Below are 16,680 nucleotides of genomic sequence, written 5' to 3'. Positions count from 1 at the left end.
AATACTTTTAAAATTCAGCTCCTAAATATTTCTAAAAAATGATGAGCGCTTCCAAAAATGATATAATAGAAGAAGTGAAAAAATACGGAGGTTATTTTATGGCTTACAAAGTGAATTTTAAAGATGTAGAAACAGTTGGCTTGGAAACTTCGCCGGTAGCTGATGATTTAGCAGGTTTACGAGCTAATGAAGCACGTTATTTTTGGAATAAGTATAAATTTGAGTATTTCACATATCCAGCTCATGAAAAAGCCGACGAAGTCGCTTTGTTTGAGAAAATTTTACTTGAAGAACGTAATTTAAAATTTTCAGCAAAAATACTCGAAGTTGCTATCTATGAAAATGATGAACTCTATTGGCCTGAATTCTATTACGAAGACGGTATGGTTTTAAATCTACTCTATGAAAAAGTTGGACAAGAGGGCAAGAAACCAAAACGGGCAGTTGGAATAAAGTTGTCAGTGGGTATGGAAATCCCCAAAGAACTTGAGGGAAAATTCAAATTTGCACGCCAACGTTCAAAACTCGCAGGTGAGATAAGAGGTTCCTACTTTACAATTAAACAGGAATGGCTGTAATTTTCTATATAGATAGAAATATCCTATCGTAATTTTTTTGTTAGAATCATTAAAAAGGGGAGTAGAAATGGTAAATATTTATTTAGTTCGACATGGAAAGACAATGTTTAATACAATTGGCAGAGCGCAAGGTTGGTCTGATACACCTTTAACTGCGGCAGGAGAACAAGGAATTATTGAACTTGGTCTAGGCTTCAAAGAAAAAGGCATTAAATTTGACCGAGCTTATTCATCTGATTCTGGACGTACAATCCAGACAATGGGCTTTATTTTGGCTAATTCTGATAATGAAGGAATTCCATACACTTATGATAAAAGAATCCGTGAGTGGTGTTTTGGTTCATTTGATGGTGGCTATGACGGAGAGCTTTTTGATGGCGTTTTACCAAGAATATTTACCGAAACTGGAAATCATCATACCGACGAATTTCCTCCAGATGAAGTAATTGCTAATGCGATTTTTGAAGTTGATACGGCTGGCTGGGCTGAACCCTGGGAAAAACTTTCAGGACGTATCATGGATGGTTTTACAGATATTGCCAAGGAATCTGAAGCAAAAGGGGCTAAAAATATAGTTATTGTCAGCCATGGAATGACCATTGGAACTTTTGTAAAACTCGCTCACCCAGAACTCCCTCGTCCACATGGTCTTGATAATGGTTCTGTCACTCATTTAAGTTTTGAGGATGGAAAATTTACCATTGGAAAAGTCGGAGACATGTCTTATCGAGAAATAGGGAGTGAAAAGTTAGCTAAAAAATGAAAAGAAGAATAACATTTAGTTTAATCGTGCTTGTTCTTTTGATCATTGGCGCTTTGGGATTTATTTTATTTACCAATGATAAGTCAAATTCAACAAACGAATCATCTAAAAAAACAAGTATTTCGTCTTCTAAAGAGGCGGCAAAGAAAAAAGATTTACCTGACGCTAAACAATCAGATTGGGATTTAGTATTGGTGAGTCGAAAATCACCTAAAGATGAAATGAACCCAACACTGGCAACCGTAAATGGGATTCAAGTTGATCAAAGGATAGCATCAGCGGTTCAACAGTTTTTAGCAGCAGCCCAACAAATATCACCAGCTGAACATTTAATCTCAGGTTATCGGTCAGTCTCATATCAAGAAGGGCTTTATCAATCTTATGTCCAAGCAGAAATGAATGGTCAAGGAACAGTAAATTCAAGTGGAAATCCAATTTCAGAAGAAGAAGCGATAAAAAATGTGCAAACTTATTCTCAGCCACCAAGAAGCTCAGAACATCAAACAGGATTAGCGATTGATATGAGTAATATTGATAGCCTAAATGAGAGTCAATATGCAAAACAAGTTGCAGCAATTGCTCCCAAATATGGATTTGTTCTTCGTTTTCCAGAAGGGAAAAAGGCAGAGACAGGAATTGGTTATGAAGACTGGCATTTTAGATATGTTGGTTTAGAAAATGCTAAATATATGACCGAACACAATCTTACTTTAGAAGAATATCTAAAACTATTACCAGCATAAAGGAAATGAATTCATGCTAAACCGAACCAGACTTCTACTCTATGTTAATATTGCTCTATTTATTTACAGTGTCTCGGAAATGATTAAAGTTCTCCTTGTTCATAATAATTTCTTTAGTCAATTTTTTAATAACTTATCGACAAATATAAAAACATTAACGACTAAAATTTCGTCAACAATTACGAGTTGGCAAAGTTTAATCTATTTATTGATTTTTGCTTTATTAATCTTTCTATTATTGAAATTTTGGCGTTTTACTTTTATACTTTTAGAAATTATTTCGGCACTTTTGATTATAGATTATGCCATACTTTTCATTCAACATGAAGTAAAGTATGAAAGCCTCTTTGTCATTGCTGTAATGGTAATTACAGTCATGAATATTTGGCAAACATCCAAAGATTCCAATCTTTTATAAATGAAATTAGCACTCTAATAAAAAGAGTGCTAATTTTTATGTCTTTTTGCTTGACAAGGTATAAACAAAGGGTTATAATAAATTTGTTAGCACTTAGAGATGAAGAGTGCTAAAACAGAAAAAGCTTGTAGATACTAAACAGAAGTCAAAGGCTCAAGAAATTTTTGAGCTTGCGAAAGAAGTTTTGCCGAACTTCTTATCTGTGGAGAAAGGAGTAGTCATGATTACAGAACGTCAAAGACAAATTTTAAATTTGATTGTTTCTCTTTATGCCAAAGAGCATACGCCAATCGGTTCAAAGTCGCTCCTTGATAGTATTCAAGCTTCTAGCGCTACAATCCGAAACGACATGAAAGTTTTGGAAAAACTAGGCTTGATTCAAAAAGAACACACTTCAAGTGGACGTGTTCCAAGTGTTTCAGGTTATAAGTATTTTGTAGAAAATGTCATCCAGTTAGATGAATTTAGTCAAAATGACTTATTTAAAGTGATGAAAGCTTTTGATGGTGATTTTTATCGCCTATCTGACCTGTTTAAAACAGCAGCTAAAAGTTTATCAGAACTCACTGGTTTGACAAGCTTTGTTCTTAATGCTCCCCAACGTGACCAACAATTAGTTTCATTTGAAATGGTCATGCTGGATAGTCATTCAGTACTTTCAGTTATAACATTAGGGACTGGTGAAGTAAGAACAAATCAATTTATTCTTCCAAAATCGATGACCGAAGCTGATTTAGCAGTCTTTAGTAATCTAGTTAAAGAACGTCTGGTTGGTAAAAAAGTGATTGATATTCACTATACTTTACGAACAGAGATTCCACAGATTGTTCAGCGTTATTTCAAAGTTACGAGTGAAGTTCTCCAACTCTTTGAATCAATTTTTGATGATTTGTTCAAAGAACGGCTGACCGTCGCTGGGCGTAAAAATATCTTTGATTATGCAACTGACAATCTTGCAGAATTATATAAACTCTTTAGCGATGATGAACGGATGCTTCATGAAATTCGCGAAATCACTAATAACGATGAAATGCGTGCCGTTAAATTTGACAATGACGAAAAATACATGAAAAATTTAACGATTATTTCGCAAAAATTTGTTATCCCATATCGCGGTTTTGGTACTCTAACAGTCGTTGGACCTGTAGAAATGGATTATCAAAGGACGTTATCAGTTCTTGACTTAGTTGCTAAAGTTTTAACTATGAAGCTGAGTGACTATTATCGTTATCTTGATGGTAACCATTATGAAATTAGTAAATGATAAAAAAGTTATTTAAAAAAGGAGGGCCTATGTCCGAAGAAACTAAAGAAGAAATCAAAAATGAAAAAGTTGATGAAGAAGTGACTGAGGAGTTAACAGAGGAAGCACTTGAGGATATTGTTGAAGAAGAGATCAACGAACTTGATGAAGCACAAAAGTTAGCGACTGAGTGGGAAAATAAATTCCTTCGCGTTTCTGCAGAAATGCAAAACGTACAACGTCGTGGAAATGAAGAACGTTTGCAACTTATCAAATATCGTTCACAAGATTTAGCAAAAAAAATCTTATCTTCACTAGATAATCTTGAACGTGCACTTGCTGTTGAAGGATTAACGGATGATGTTAAAAAAGGCCTTGAAATGGTCCAAGAAAGCTTGATTTCAGCGCTTAAAGAAGAAGGCGTTGAAGAAGTTTCTTATGAAAGTTTCGACCATAATCTTCACATGGCTGTTCAAACTGTCCCAGCTGATGATGAACATCCAGCTGACAGCATCGTGCAAGTTTTCCAAAAAGGTTACCAACTTCACGAACGTTTACTTCGTCCAGCAATGGTTGTCGTAGCACAGTAAATTAAAAAATAAATTGACCGCAAAGTCTTTAAACTATTCATAAGTAATAAGAAATAAAGGAGATTTAATAATATGTCTAAAATTATCGGTATTGACCTTGGTACAACAAACTCAGCAGTAGCAGTTCTTGAAGGAACTGAATCAAAAATTATTCCAAATCCAGAAGGAAATCGTACAACACCTTCAGTTGTAGCTTTCAAAAATGGTGAAATCATTGTCGGTGACGCTGCAAAACGTCAAGCGGTAACTAACCCAGAAACAATTATTTCTATTAAATCAAAAATGGGAACATCTGAAAAAGTTTCTGCAAATGGTAAAGAATACACACCACAAGAAATTTCAGCAATGATTCTTCAAAACTTGAAAGCTACAGCAGAAGCTTATCTTGGAGAAAAAGTAGAAAAAGCAGTTATCACTGTACCTGCATACTTCAATGACGCTCAACGTCAAGCAACTAAAGATGCTGGTAAAATTGCTGGTCTTGAAGTAGAACGTATCGTTAACGAACCAACAGCAGCAGCTCTTGCTTATGGTCTTGATAAAACAGATAAAGATGAAAAGATTCTTGTATTTGACCTTGGTGGTGGTACATTCGACGTTTCAATTCTTGAACTTGGTGATGGTGTCTTTGATGTTCTTGCAACTGCTGGTAACAACAAACTCGGTGGTGATGATTTTGACCAAAAAATCATTGACTGGATGGTTGCCGAATTCAAGAAAGAAAACGGAATTGACCTTGCCCAAGATAAAATGGCTTTGCAACGTTTGAAAGATGCCGCTGAAAAAGCGAAAAAAGACCTTTCAGGTGTAACAACTACTCAAATCAGCTTGCCATTCATCACAGCCGGTGCTGCTGGCCCTCTTCACTTGGAAATGGCTTTGACTCGTGCTAAATTTGATGAATTGACACATGATCTTGTTGAAGCTACACGTCAACCAGTCCGCCAAGCCCTTTCCGATGCTGGCTTGTCAACTTCTGATATTGACGAAGTTCTCTTGGTTGGTGGTTCAACTCGTATCCCTGCTGTTGTTGAACTTGTTCGTCACGAAACAAACAAAGAACCAAATAAATCAGTAAACCCTGATGAAGTTGTTGCTATGGGTGCAGCAATTCAAGGTGGTGTGATTACTGGTGACGTTAAAGATGTTGTTCTCCTTGACGTTACTCCACTTTCACTTGGTATTGAAACAATGGGTGGTGTCTTCACAAAATTGATTGACCGTAACACAACTATCCCAACTTCTAAATCACAAGTCTTCTCAACTGCTGCTGACAATCAACCTGCTGTAGATATTCATGTCCTTCAAGGTGAACGTCCAATGGCAGCTGATAACAAAACTTTGGGTCGTTTCCAATTAACAGATATCCCTGCAGCACCACGTGGTATTCCACAAATCGAAGTAACATTTGATATTGATAAAAATGGTATTGTTTCTGTTAAAGCTAAAGACCTTGGTACACAAAAAGAACAAACTATCGTTATCAAATCAAACTCAGGTCTTTCTGATGAAGAAATTGATAAAATGATGAAAGATGCTGAAGCAAATGCTGACGCTGATGCAAAACGTAAAGAAGAAGTTGATACACGTAATGAAGCTGATGCTTTAGTTTTCCAAACTGAAAAAACTTTGAAAGACCTTGAAGGAAAAGTAGAAGAAGCTGAAGTTAAAAAAGCTGAAGACGCTAAAGAAGAACTCAAAAAAGCGCTTGAAGGTGAAGATATTGATGATATCAAAGCTAAATCAGAAGCACTTTCTGAAATCGCTCAAAACCTCGCTGTAAAACTTTATGAACAAGCAAATGCAGCTCAAGGTGAAGCTGGACAAGCAACTGATGCTCAAGAAGCTCCAAAAGATGATAATACATTTGATGGTGACTTTGAAGAAAGCAAATAATAATTTATAAAAGCACTGATTCTTTTTTCAGTGCTTTTTTTATAAAAATTGGACAAAATAGACATGTTGTCTAAAAACTATTTCAGATTCTTGCAATCATTTTCTTCTTGTACTATAATGAAATTAGTAAGAATTGGAGGAGAATTAGAAGTAAAGAGACTAAAAAATTTAGTCAAACTGATGTTGTTTAGATTAGAGGAGGTTAATTATTATGCGTTATACAAATGGAAATTATGAAGCTTTCGTTCACCCAAGAAAACCAGAAAATGTTGATCAAAAATCAGCTTATATTATTGGGGCAGGCCTTGCAGGGCTTGCAACAGCAGTATTTTTAATTCGTGACGGTCAAATGTCAGGGAACCGTATTCATATTTTAGAAGAGTTACCGTTGTCAGGAGGTTCTCTTGACGGTTCATTTATTCCACATGATGGTTTCGTTGTTCGTGGTGGACGTGAAATGGAAAACCATTTTGAATGTCTTTGGGACTTATTCCGAACAATTCCGTCATTAGAAGTGGACAATGCGTCTGTTTTAGATGAATTTTATCGAATTGACCGTGATGATCCAAATTCATCTAACTGTCGTATTATCCATAATCGTGGTGAACGGGTTGATGACGATGGAAAATTTACACTAAGTCCAAAAGCTCAAGAAGAAATAATCAAATTGTTCATGACTAAAGAAGAACTACTTGTAGGTAAAACAATAGAAGATTGCTTTACTGATGAGTTCTTCGAATCAAATTTTTGGCTTTATTGGTGTTCAATGTTTGCTTTTGAAAAATGGCATTCAGCTATTGAAATGCGTCGTTACATTATGCGTTTTATCCACCATATTGAGGGGTTACCTGATTTTTCTGCCCTAAAATTTACAAAATATAATCAATATGAATCGCTAGTAAAACCATTAATTTCATACTTAAAAGATCATGGAGTTGATTTTAAATATGGAGCACAGGTTGAAAATGTTGAAGTTGACTTTTCAAATGGCAAAAAGGTAGCAAAAGCTATTGTATTTGCTGACAAAAAAATAAAAGAACTGACAGAAAATGACTTAGTTTTTGTCACAAATGGTTCAATTACAGAAAGTTCAACTCAAGGTTCACCAACACAAGCCGCTCCGAAAACTAGTGAACTTGGTGGCTCTTGGAAACTTTGGCAAAATTTAGCTAAACAATCAGAAGAATTTGGACATCCAGATGTTTTTTGTAAGGACATTCCAAAAGAAGCTTGGGTTGTATCAGCAACTGTCACTTGGAAAAATTTAAAGATTCAACCTTATTTTGAAAAATTAACACATCGTCAATTGCGTTCAGGAAAAGTTGTCACAGGAGGAATTATTACTGTTAAAGATTCGAATTGGCTCCTTTCATTTACAACTCACCGCCAACCTCATTTTAAAGAACAAAATGACCAAGAAACAGTAACTTGGGTTTATGGTCTTCTTTCAAATACACCTGGGAACTATATCAAAAAACCAATTGAAGATTGTACAGGTGAAGAAATTACTCAAGAATTACTTTATCATTTAGGAATGCCAGAAGAAGAAATTGAAGTATTTGTTAAAGAAAATACTAATACAATTCCAGTATATATGCCTTTCATTACTTCTTATTTCATGCTTCGTGAACCAGGGGATCGCCCTCTTGTAGTACCTGAACAATCAATCAATTTAGCGTTTTTAGGAAATTTTGCGGAAACTGAGCGTGATACAGTCTTTACAACCGAGTATTCAGTCAGAACTGCGATGGAAGCTGTTTATCAATTATTAAATGTTGATCGCGGTGTTCCGGAAGTCTATGCTTCGGCTTATGATTTACGAACTTTAGCAAGTTCAGCCTACTATCTATCAGATAAGCAAAAATTAGAAGATTTAGAGCTCTCATTTATTAAAAAACAAGCGCTCAAAGTTGGACTTAAGAAAATCAAAGGAACATATATTGAAGAACTTTTAGAAGATGCGGGTCTGATTTAAAATTTAAATGAAGTCACAAGAAATAGCGAAGGAGCAGCCTCCGCTATTTTTGATACAATTATTCTTATGATTGAAGAAAATTTATACCAAGAGCTTGTTGAAATTAGACATTATCTTCATGCTCATCCCGAAATATCAAAAAAAGAAGTTGAAACGACAAAATTTATTCGTCAAAAATTAGCAGATTGGCAAATTGAAATAATGGATAGTCAGCTTAAAACAGGACTTGTTGCAAAAATTGGCTCAGGAAAACCTATTATTGCGCTAAGAGCAGATATTGACGCCTTGCCTATTCTAGAAGAAACAGGATTAGAATTTTCCTCTGTAAACAAAGGAGCAATGCATGCTTGTGGTCATGACTTACATATGACTAGTCTTTTAGGAGCTGCTAAAATTCTAAAAGAGAAGGAAAGTCAGTTTAGTGGGACAATCAAACTTATATTTCAACCTGCCGAAGAAATTGGCGAAGGAGCCAAAGAAATTCTAAAAACAGGATTAGTTTCAGATGTTCAAGCTTTTATTGGCTACCATAATATGCCTACTTTGTCAGCTGGAGTAATTGGCTTAGGTGAGGGTGGAGTAATGGCAGCCGTTGAACGTTTTGAAATTTTAATAAAAGGTCAAGGAAGTCATGCGGCATATCCGCAAGAAGGTCAAGATTTGATTTTAGCTAGTGCTGCGATCGTTCAAAATCTACAACAAATTGTTTCTAGAAATATTTCACCACTGAGAGCTGCTGTTGTATCTGTCACACACATTGAAGCCGGAAATACTTGGAATGTTTTACCAAACAATGCTCGTTTAGAAGGGACAATAAGAACTTTTGACAATGAAGTACGTTCCTTAACAAAGAGAAGATTCAGTCAAATTATCGAGGCCACTGCAAAAGCTTATGATGTTGAACTAGAGATTAAATGGTTAATGGAAGCGGACCTCACGTTCAACGATTTCGAATTGACAGATGTTGTCAGGAAAAGAACCGAGCAATGGCATGATAAGGTGGTATATCCAGAGCCGTCAAGTGCGGGGGAAGACTTCGCTAATTATCAAAAGCAAGCTCCAAGTGTCTTTGCTTTTATTGGTTCAAATGAACAAGGGGCTTCTGGACTTCATTTTGCTGATATGGTCGTTCAAGATGAAACTCTAAAAGTTGCTGTTGACTACTATTTGGAAAGCGCTCATCAATTACTTGAACACTTTAAATAAAAACTATTATTAGATAGTTTTTTATTTTTGAATTTTTTTGGAAGAAAATGATAGTTAATGATTGATTTTGAAAGATAAAGGTGTTATAATGATTTTTGTAAACGAATTCAGGAGATGGAAATGTTAGCAAATGAAAGAAAAAGACGGATTGTTGACTATCTAAAATTAAAAAGAAGAGCAACGATTGAAGAACTTCTTACATTAATGGATTGCTCTATATCAACACTTAGGCGAGATTTGAATGAATTGGAAAAAGAAAAATCTTTAAGACGAGTTCACGGTGGTGCAGAACTTACACAAGACTTATCGGAAGAATTAAGTATTTCCGAAAAAACTTCCAAAAACATTCAAGAAAAAGAAGAAATCGCTCAAAAAGCATTATCGAAAATTAAAGATGGAGATATTATTTTTTTAGATGCTGGGACTACAACCGGTATTTTAGCTGAACTTATCAATCAATCTCATCTTTATTTAACGATTGTAACCAACTCTGTCAGTCATTTGGCGAAATTAACAGATGACCGATTAATCGTCTATCTGCTCGGTGGACGAGTGAAAAAGGTAACAGATGCAATAATTGGGAGTCAGGCTTTAGAACAACTTTCTGCTTATCAATTCAATAGTGCTTTTGTTGGAGCTAACGGCTTTGATAATGAACACGGAGCAATGACGCCAGACCATGAAGAAGCAGCAATAAAAGGACTAGCAGTCAAACAAAGCCAGAATGCTTTCATATTAGCCGATTCTTCTAAATTAGGACAAATGAGTTTTGTCAAATTTGCTAATTCTGAAGAAGTTGAATTAATTACCGAGAACAATTAGCGTTTGTTTTTAAATGAATCGTGTGAAAAAAATTTCACTAAAAGTTAGTATTTGCAAACCTACGTCTTACATAAAGGAGAATTATGATTTATACAGTAACACTCAACCCAGCACTTGACTACTTCATGAATTATGAAGAGTTAGCACTTGGTGAGGTGAACCGAACAGGGAAAACACAGATTTCAGCAGGTGGTAAAGGAATTATGGAAAGTCGCATGCTAAGTCTTGTAGGTGCCAAAAGCAAGGCACTAGGCTTTCTAGGTGGATTTTCTGGTCAATATATTAAAGATTTCTTAAATGAGAATCAGATTGATTCGGATTTCACAGAAATAGAAGATTTGACAAGAATTAATGTCAAGCTGAAAAGTCAGGAAAGCGAAACAAGTCTTGATGCGGCTGGACCAAAACTTCAAGAAAGTGAAATTAATCATTTTCTTGAAAAATTTGATCATTTGAAAAAAGATGATATCGTTGTCTTTGCAGGTACAATCCCTAAAAGTCTTGGTGAAGATTTCTATGAGCGTTTGATTGCTAAAGTCCAAAAGCAAAAAGCAACTTTTGTCATGGATGTTGATGGTCAAAAATTACTTGATTCGCTTCCTGCTCATCCCCTACTCATTAAACCAAACCGAGAAGAACTAGAAGCAATCTGTGAAACAAGCTTCAAAAATAATGAGCAAATCATTCCTTATGGTCAAAAACTTTTAGAAATGGGTGCTCAAAATGTTATCGTATCAATGGCTGGTGATGGAGCACTCCTCTTTACAAATGAGAAAGTTTATTTTGCTCAAGGGATTAAAGGAGAGTTAAAAAATTCTATTGGTGCTGGTGATTCGACCGTTGCAGGATTTTTAGCTGAATATAGCCAGTCTAAAGACCCGCTATTAGCATTTAGACAAGCAATCGCTTGTGGAACTTCAAAGGCATTCTCAGATGATATGCCAAGCCGAGCATTTTTGGAAGAAATTTATAAAAAAGTTAATATTTCAGAGGTGAAATGATGGAAATAAAAGATTTACTTAAAACAGAGGTTATGATTCTTGACCTCCAAGCAACTAGCAAAGAAGCCGTTATTGATGAAATGGTCAATAAATTAGTTTCTGAAGGTTATGTCAATGATTTCGCAACTTTTAAAGCAGGAATTATGGCCCGTGAGGCACAGACTTCAACCGGACTTGGCGATGGAATTGCAATGCCTCACAGTAAAAATACAGCGGTCAATGAGCCAGTCGTTCTCTTTGCAAAATCAAAAGTTGGTGTTGACTACGCCGCATTAGATGGACAACCTGTCAATCTTTTCTTCATGATAGCAGCACCAGACGGTGCTAATGATACTCACTTGGAAGCTTTAGCACAACTTTCAACTTATCTTCTTAAAGACGGTTTCCAAGATCGTTTGAGAAAAGTTGAGTATCCAAGAGAGGTCATTCAGCTTTTTTCTGAAAAACAAGAAGAAATTAAGACTGTTGAAAATGCTGAACATTATATTGTAGCTGTAACGGCTTGTACAACGGGTATTGCTCATACTTATATGGCTGAAGAAGCGCTTAAAAAACAAGCCTTGGAAATGGGCGTTGGAATTAAAGTTGAAACCAATGGTGCGCGTGGAATTGATAATAAATTAAGTGCAGCCGATATCCAAAAAGCAGATGCTGTTATTGTGGCAGCGGATAAGAAAGTTGAAATGAATCGTTTTGCTGGTAAAGAAATGGTTCAAGTTCCAGTTGCACATGCCATCCGAGATACTGAAGAATTAATTAATCGTGCACTTTCAGGTAAAGCACCAATTTATGAAGCAGACGGATCTGATGAAGTAAAAGAAGAAGCATCTGGTGGATTAGGAAAAGCATTCTATAAACACTTAATGGGTGGGGTTTCTGCAATGCTTCCATTCGTTGTTGGTGGTGGGATACTTATTGCTCTTGCTTTCTTGATTGACCAAGCAATGGGAGTTCCTCAAAGTCAATTGGCTAATCTAGGAGTTTATCACCCTTTAGCAGCTTACTTTAAAAATGTTGGTGGTGCAGCTTTTGCCTTTATGTTGCCTGTTCTAGCTGGTTTCATTGCTAACTCCATTGCTGATAAACCTGGTTTAGTTGCTGGTTTTGTCGCTGGTTCTATGGCATCTTCTGGTCTTGCATTTGGTCATTTAGATCCTGCTAAAATGATTCCATCTGGCTTCTTAGGAGCCCTAGTTGGTGGTTTCCTTGCCGGTGGTGTCATTATCCTTTTACGTAAAGCTTTTGCAAAACTTCCTCGTTCACTTGATGGAATTAAAGCTATCTTGATTTATCCATTAGTTGGAACATTTATCACAGGTTTCCTAATGCTCTTTGTCAATATACCAATGGCAGCAATTAATACCGGTCTCTCTAACTTCTTAGCGAGTCTATCAGGAGCATCTGCCCTTGTACTTGGTTTAGTTGTTGGTGGAATGATGGCTATTGACCTTGGCGGTCCAATTAACAAAGCTGCTTATATCTTTGCAACTGGTACTTTAGCAGCAACAGTTTCAACTGGTGGCTCAGTAACAATGGCCGCCGTTATGGCTGGTGGGATGGTTCCACCACTTGCAACTACAGTCGCTGTTATCTTGTTTAAAAATAAATTTACTAAAGAAGAACGCAATGCTGGTTTGACAAATATCGTTATGGGGCTTTCATTCATCACTGAAGGGTCAATTCCATTTGGTGCATCTGACCCCGCACGCGCAATTCCATCATTTATGATTGGAGCAGCAGTAGCCGGTGGTTTGACTGGTATGGCAAACATTAAATTGATGGCACCACATGGTGGAGTCTTCGTTCTCGCATTGACAAACAATCCTTTACTTTATCTCTTGTTCATCTTGATTGGCGCAATTGTTTCAGGCCTATTATTTGGTGCATTGAAAAAAGCAAAATAAAAATGAATGAGAATAATAAGAGCGGTTTAATACCGCTTTTTTTGATATAATAGAGGAAGTAAACTGGGGGATTGGGAGAGATTATTTTGAGTTTTATTGCACTTTTTGAGCTGGCGCTTTTTTTCCTTAATGTTATATTATCCTTTGTCATTATTTTTAGGGAAAGAAAATCAACAGCGGCAACTTGGTCATGGCTCTTTGTAGTTAATTTACTGCCTATCATAGGCTTTATTTTATATTTACTCATTGGACGTGGCATTTCACATTATCGTATTTTTAAAGACCGAAAAAGGTTTCAGTTGGGTTTTGAAAAACAATTAGAACATGCTGAAAAATCTTACACAGATCGATTATTTATTAAAAAAATGAGACAAAATCATGTAATTGGTCAGTTGATTCATATGCTTTATGTTGAAGAAAAATCAATTATTTCAACAAATACTGGTGTGAAAATTTTCAATGATGGACGTCAGAAATTTAATGCTCTGATTGAGGATATTAATAAAGCAAAACATCACGTTCATATGGAATATTATATTTTTCGGATGGATCGAATGGGTCATGAAATCTATGATGCTTTACTTGCAGCTGCAAAACGAGGAGTGGAAGTTAAACTTTTAATTGACGCTTGGGGTTCAAATAAAACAAAAATGTCTAATTTTAAAGAACTTCAGGAGGCTGGTGGGCATGTAGCGCAATTTTTCCCATTAATTATGCCTTTAGTTAATCCACGAACAAACTATCGTTTACACCGTAAAATTGTAGTTATTGATGGAATTATTGGATACACAGGTGGATTTAATGTTGGTGATGAATATGCTTCAATTACAAAGAAATTTGGCTATTGGCGTGACAATCATTTACGTTTGACTGGTGATATTGTTTATAGCCTACAACATCGTTTTATTTTAGACTGGAATTCTCAACATTATTTTGAAGTAACCGAGGGAGAGCCTTATTTCCCAGATTCGATTGTTGAAGGTCATGTAGCGACTCAACTTGTAACTTCGGGACCAGATGAGGACAAAGAGCAAATCAAATTAACTTACATGAAGATGATTTCGGGTGCAGAGCGAGAGATTATCATTCAAACTCCTTATTATATTCCGTCTGATGCTTTACATGAATCTATAAAATTAGCATTACTATCGGGTGTACAGGTTAAATTATTGATCCCAAATAAGCCGGACCACCCACTGGTTTATTGGGCGACTTATTTCCATGCTGCTGATTTAGTTAAATATGGTGCGAAAGTTTATACTTACGAAAATGGATTTGTTCACTCTAAAACATTGATTATAGATGGAGAGTATGCTTCAGTTGGGTCAGCTAATTTAGATTATCGAAGTTTGCAATTATGTTTTGAAGCCAATGTTGTTATCTATGATTATGACATTTCTCAAAAATTACGAAATGATTTTATGAAGGATTTGAAATTGAGCCGTCCATTAACTTTAGCGCGTTATGAAGAACGTACTAAGTTAGTTCGTTTTAAAGAAGGTTTAGCTCGTTTAATTGCACCAATGCTCTGAATCCTATTATTAAAAATTGAAGTAGTTAGATTTATTGAAGAAAAAATTAAAAAGAGTAAGATGAAAATGGAGGAAAGAGATGGAGAATAAACTCAATATTGTGATTATTACAGGGATGTCTGGGGCAGGTAAAACGGTTGCCATTCAATCCTTTGAGGACATGGGGTATTTCACAGTAGATAATATGCCACCAAATTTAATTGAAAAATTTGTGGGCCTTTTGAATACACCAGATAATAAGATTGATAAAGTTGCCTTGGTTGTCGATATGCGTTCACGCGCTTTCTTTGAAGATATTCAAAGTATTGTGACTGAATTGACGGATAACGGGTCTGTTAATTTCAAACTTTTATTTTTAGATGCAAATGATACTGAATTGGTTTCAAGATATAAGGAAACTAGAAGAAGTCATCCTCTTGCTATTGATGGTAGAACGCTTGATGGAATTACTAAAGAACGTGAAATTTTAGCTGATTTAAAAAATCTTTCAGAAGTGGTTATTGATACAAGCGAATTGACTCCAAGAAATCTTCGGGCAAGAATTTTACAAAAATTTGCTTCTAGTACGGAATCTACATTTAGAATTGAAGTTATGTCATTTGGATTTAAGTATGGCTTGCCTTTAGATGCCGATTTAGTCTTTGACGTCCGTTTCTTGCCAAATCCGCATTATATTGCTGAATTACGTGATAAAAATGGAACAGATAAAGAAGTTTATGACTATGTTATGGAACATCCACAGTCGGAAGAATTTTATGAAAATTTGATGAAAATGTTAGTTCCAATTCTTCCAGCTTATAAAAAAGAAGGTAAATCAGTTTTAACAATCGCTTTTGGTTGTACGGGTGGTCAACACCGGTCGGTTGCTTTTGCTGAAAGAGTCTCTGCGGCTTTGAAGGATAAATGGCATCTCAATGTCAGTCATAGAGATAAAGACCGTAGAAAGGAAACGGTAAATCGTTCATGAGCAATCCAAAAGTTGTAGTTATTGGTGGAGGAACTGGAATTCCAGTTGTCTTAAAAGCACTTCGTAAAGAAAAAATTGATTTAACGGCTATTGTAACTGTGGCAGACGATGGTGGGTCTTCTGGGCGAATTCGTTCAGCGGTGAATATTGCACCGCCAGGTGATTTGCGTAATGTATTGATTGCCATGTCAGATATGCCCAAGTTTTATGCTGATATTTTACAATATCGTTTTGATAAATCTGATGGTGAATTAGCTGGTCATCCTCTGGGTAATCTAATTATTGCAGCAGTTTCTGAAATGCAGGGTTCAACTTATCGTGCAATTCAAACATTAGCTCAATTTTTTCATGTGGAAGGGAAAATTTATCCTTCGTCTGATGCCGCATTGACCTTACATGCTGTTTTTAAGGATGGTCATGAGGTCTTAGGTGAAAGTCATATTGCTAGCTATAAGGGATTGATTGACCATGTTTATTTAACTCAAACAGCTAGTGGTGATAGTCCAGTTGCGTCCAAAAATGTAGTGAAATCAATTATGGAAGCAGATACCATTGTCTTGGGACCTGGCTCACTTTTTACTTCGATTTTACCTAATATCGTTATTCCAGAAATCTGCGAGGCTCTTTGGAAAACCTCGGCTAAAATTGTCTATGTTTGTAATATAATGACTCAGCGTGGTGAAACAGAGCATTTTTCAGATGCTGACCATGTTCGAGTATTAAATGAACATATTGGGACAAAAGTGATTGATACTGTCTTGGTGAATATTCAAGAAGTTCCTGAAGAATACATGAATACGAATAAATTTGATGAATATCTGGTTCAAGTTGACCATGATTTTGAGGCATTAAAAGCAGAAGAGGTCAACGTTATCTCTAATAACTTCCTTGAACTTCGTGACGGCGGAGCCTTTCATAATGGTGAAGCTGTTGCTAAAGAAATTGTCGCAATTTCACAAAGTCAAGAGTTTAGACATTAAAATAATTTACTGACAGAGTGTTTGTCAGTAAATTTTTATAAGAAAAAAGTCTGACAGAAAGA

At 35.8% G+C, this 16,680-nt stretch carries 15 protein-coding genes; all 15 read left to right on the top strand.

What is annotated here, in order from left to right; translation table 11 throughout:
- The first annotated feature begins 98 nt into the window (after positions 1 to 98).
- Complete coding sequence (locus LDP15_RS04735) at positions 99 to 578, top strand: hypothetical protein (RefSeq protein ID WP_042230252.1); 480 nt, start codon at positions 99 to 101, stop codon at positions 576 to 578.
- Positions 579 to 645: 67 nt separating this feature from the next.
- On the top strand, positions 646 to 1,341 hold the full coding sequence (locus tag LDP15_RS04730; protein WP_003130927.1) for a histidine phosphatase family protein: 696 nt from the start codon (positions 646 to 648) through the stop codon (positions 1,339 to 1,341).
- Positions 1,338 to 2,084 (top strand): M15 family metallopeptidase, encoded by a 747-nt coding sequence (locus LDP15_RS04725; protein ID WP_015426232.1) that lies wholly within the window; start codon positions 1,338 to 1,340, stop codon positions 2,082 to 2,084. Before LDP15_RS04730 ends, LDP15_RS04725 begins: the two co-directional genes overlap by 4 nt.
- A gap of 13 nt (positions 2,085 to 2,097) precedes the next feature.
- A complete protein-coding gene (locus tag LDP15_RS04720) occupies positions 2,098 to 2,502 on the top strand; it encodes a hypothetical protein (RefSeq protein ID WP_015426233.1) in 405 nt (134 codons plus the stop codon).
- A 220-nt stretch (positions 2,503 to 2,722) separates the two neighbouring features.
- Entirely contained in the window at positions 2,723 to 3,766 is a 1,044-nt protein-coding gene (hrcA, locus tag LDP15_RS04715) for a heat-inducible transcriptional repressor HrcA (RefSeq protein ID WP_015426234.1), read from the top strand.
- A gap of 29 nt (positions 3,767 to 3,795) precedes the next feature.
- Entirely contained in the window at positions 3,796 to 4,335 is a 540-nt protein-coding gene (grpE, locus tag LDP15_RS04710) for a nucleotide exchange factor GrpE (protein ID WP_012897593.1), read from the top strand.
- A gap of 72 nt (positions 4,336 to 4,407) precedes the next feature.
- Complete coding sequence (gene dnaK / locus LDP15_RS04705; protein ID WP_015426235.1) at positions 4,408 to 6,231, top strand: molecular chaperone DnaK; 1,824 nt, start codon at positions 4,408 to 4,410, stop codon at positions 6,229 to 6,231.
- 211 nt (positions 6,232 to 6,442) lie between these two features.
- A complete protein-coding gene (locus LDP15_RS04700; RefSeq protein WP_015426236.1) occupies positions 6,443 to 8,206 on the top strand; it encodes an oleate hydratase in 1,764 nt (587 codons plus the stop codon).
- Positions 8,207 to 8,272: 66 nt separating this feature from the next.
- Positions 8,273 to 9,412: a M20 peptidase aminoacylase family protein gene (locus LDP15_RS04695; RefSeq protein WP_015426237.1), complete on the top strand. Its 1,140-nt coding sequence runs from the start codon at positions 8,273 to 8,275 to the stop codon at positions 9,410 to 9,412.
- Positions 9,413 to 9,532: 120 nt separating this feature from the next.
- Entirely contained in the window at positions 9,533 to 10,234 is a 702-nt protein-coding gene (locus LDP15_RS04690; RefSeq protein ID WP_010905655.1) for a DeoR/GlpR family DNA-binding transcription regulator, read from the top strand.
- 83 nt (positions 10,235 to 10,317) lie between these two features.
- Positions 10,318 to 11,235 carry a 1-phosphofructokinase gene (gene pfkB, locus LDP15_RS04685; RefSeq protein WP_015426238.1) on the top strand — a complete coding sequence of 306 codons (918 nt, stop codon included), beginning with the start codon at positions 10,318 to 10,320 and terminating at the stop codon, positions 11,233 to 11,235.
- The gene (locus tag LDP15_RS04680) at positions 11,235 to 13,139 is read left to right on the top strand and encodes a fructose-specific PTS transporter subunit EIIC (RefSeq protein WP_003130940.1); all 1,905 of its coding nucleotides are present in this window, start codon (positions 11,235 to 11,237) and stop codon (positions 13,137 to 13,139) included. The genes pfkB and LDP15_RS04680 overlap by 1 nt, the downstream gene beginning before the upstream one ends.
- 86 nt (positions 13,140 to 13,225) lie before the next feature.
- Positions 13,226 to 14,671, top strand: a complete 1,446-nt coding sequence (gene cls / locus LDP15_RS04675) for a cardiolipin synthase (RefSeq protein ID WP_225513306.1) — start codon at positions 13,226 to 13,228, stop codon at positions 14,669 to 14,671.
- 79 nt (positions 14,672 to 14,750) lie between these two features.
- A complete protein-coding gene (gene rapZ, locus LDP15_RS04670; protein WP_012897599.1) occupies positions 14,751 to 15,638 on the top strand; it encodes an RNase adapter RapZ in 888 nt (295 codons plus the stop codon).
- On the top strand, positions 15,635 to 16,618 hold the full coding sequence (yvcK, locus tag LDP15_RS04665; RefSeq protein ID WP_015426240.1) for a YvcK family protein: 984 nt from the start codon (positions 15,635 to 15,637) through the stop codon (positions 16,616 to 16,618). The genes rapZ and yvcK overlap by 4 nt, the downstream gene beginning before the upstream one ends.
- Positions 16,619 to 16,680 lie beyond the last annotated feature (62 nt).

Source organism: Lactococcus sp. SK2-659 (assembly GCF_020218185.2).
Lineage (GTDB): Bacteria > Bacillota > Bacilli > Lactobacillales > Streptococcaceae > Lactococcus > Lactococcus lactis.
Note: the sequence above shows the minus strand (reverse complement) of the source record. Positions and strands in the feature narration are given on the sequence as shown.

Bases quoted from the DNA above. Each gene is read 5' to 3' on its own strand.
- LDP15_RS04700 (WP_015426236.1), top strand. From the start codon at position 6,443: ATGCGTTATACAAATGGAAATTATGAAGCTTTCGTTCACCCAAGAAAA.
- LDP15_RS04680 (WP_003130940.1), top strand. From the start codon at position 11,235: ATGGAAATAAAAGATTTACTTAAAACAGAGGTTATGATTCTTGACCTC.
- hrcA (WP_015426234.1), top strand. From the start codon at position 2,723: ATGATTACAGAACGTCAAAGACAAATTTTAAATTTGATTGTTTCTCTT.
- LDP15_RS04695 (WP_015426237.1), top strand. From the start codon at position 8,273: ATGATTGAAGAAAATTTATACCAAGAGCTTGTTGAAATTAGACATTAT.
- yvcK (WP_015426240.1), top strand. From the start codon at position 15,635: ATGAGCAATCCAAAAGTTGTAGTTATTGGTGGAGGAACTGGAATTCCA.
- LDP15_RS04730 (WP_003130927.1), top strand. From the start codon at position 646: ATGGTAAATATTTATTTAGTTCGACATGGAAAGACAATGTTTAATACA.
- LDP15_RS04735 (WP_042230252.1), top strand. From the start codon at position 99: ATGGCTTACAAAGTGAATTTTAAAGATGTAGAAACAGTTGGCTTGGAA.
- dnaK (WP_015426235.1), top strand. From the start codon at position 4,408: ATGTCTAAAATTATCGGTATTGACCTTGGTACAACAAACTCAGCAGTA.
- grpE (WP_012897593.1), top strand. From the start codon at position 3,796: ATGTCCGAAGAAACTAAAGAAGAAATCAAAAATGAAAAAGTTGATGAA.
- LDP15_RS04725 (WP_015426232.1), top strand. From the start codon at position 1,338: ATGAAAAGAAGAATAACATTTAGTTTAATCGTGCTTGTTCTTTTGATC.
- pfkB (WP_015426238.1), top strand. From the start codon at position 10,318: ATGATTTATACAGTAACACTCAACCCAGCACTTGACTACTTCATGAAT.
- rapZ (WP_012897599.1), top strand. From the start codon at position 14,751: ATGGAGAATAAACTCAATATTGTGATTATTACAGGGATGTCTGGGGCA.
- LDP15_RS04690 (WP_010905655.1), top strand. From the start codon at position 9,533: ATGTTAGCAAATGAAAGAAAAAGACGGATTGTTGACTATCTAAAATTA.
- LDP15_RS04720 (WP_015426233.1), top strand. From the start codon at position 2,098: ATGCTAAACCGAACCAGACTTCTACTCTATGTTAATATTGCTCTATTT.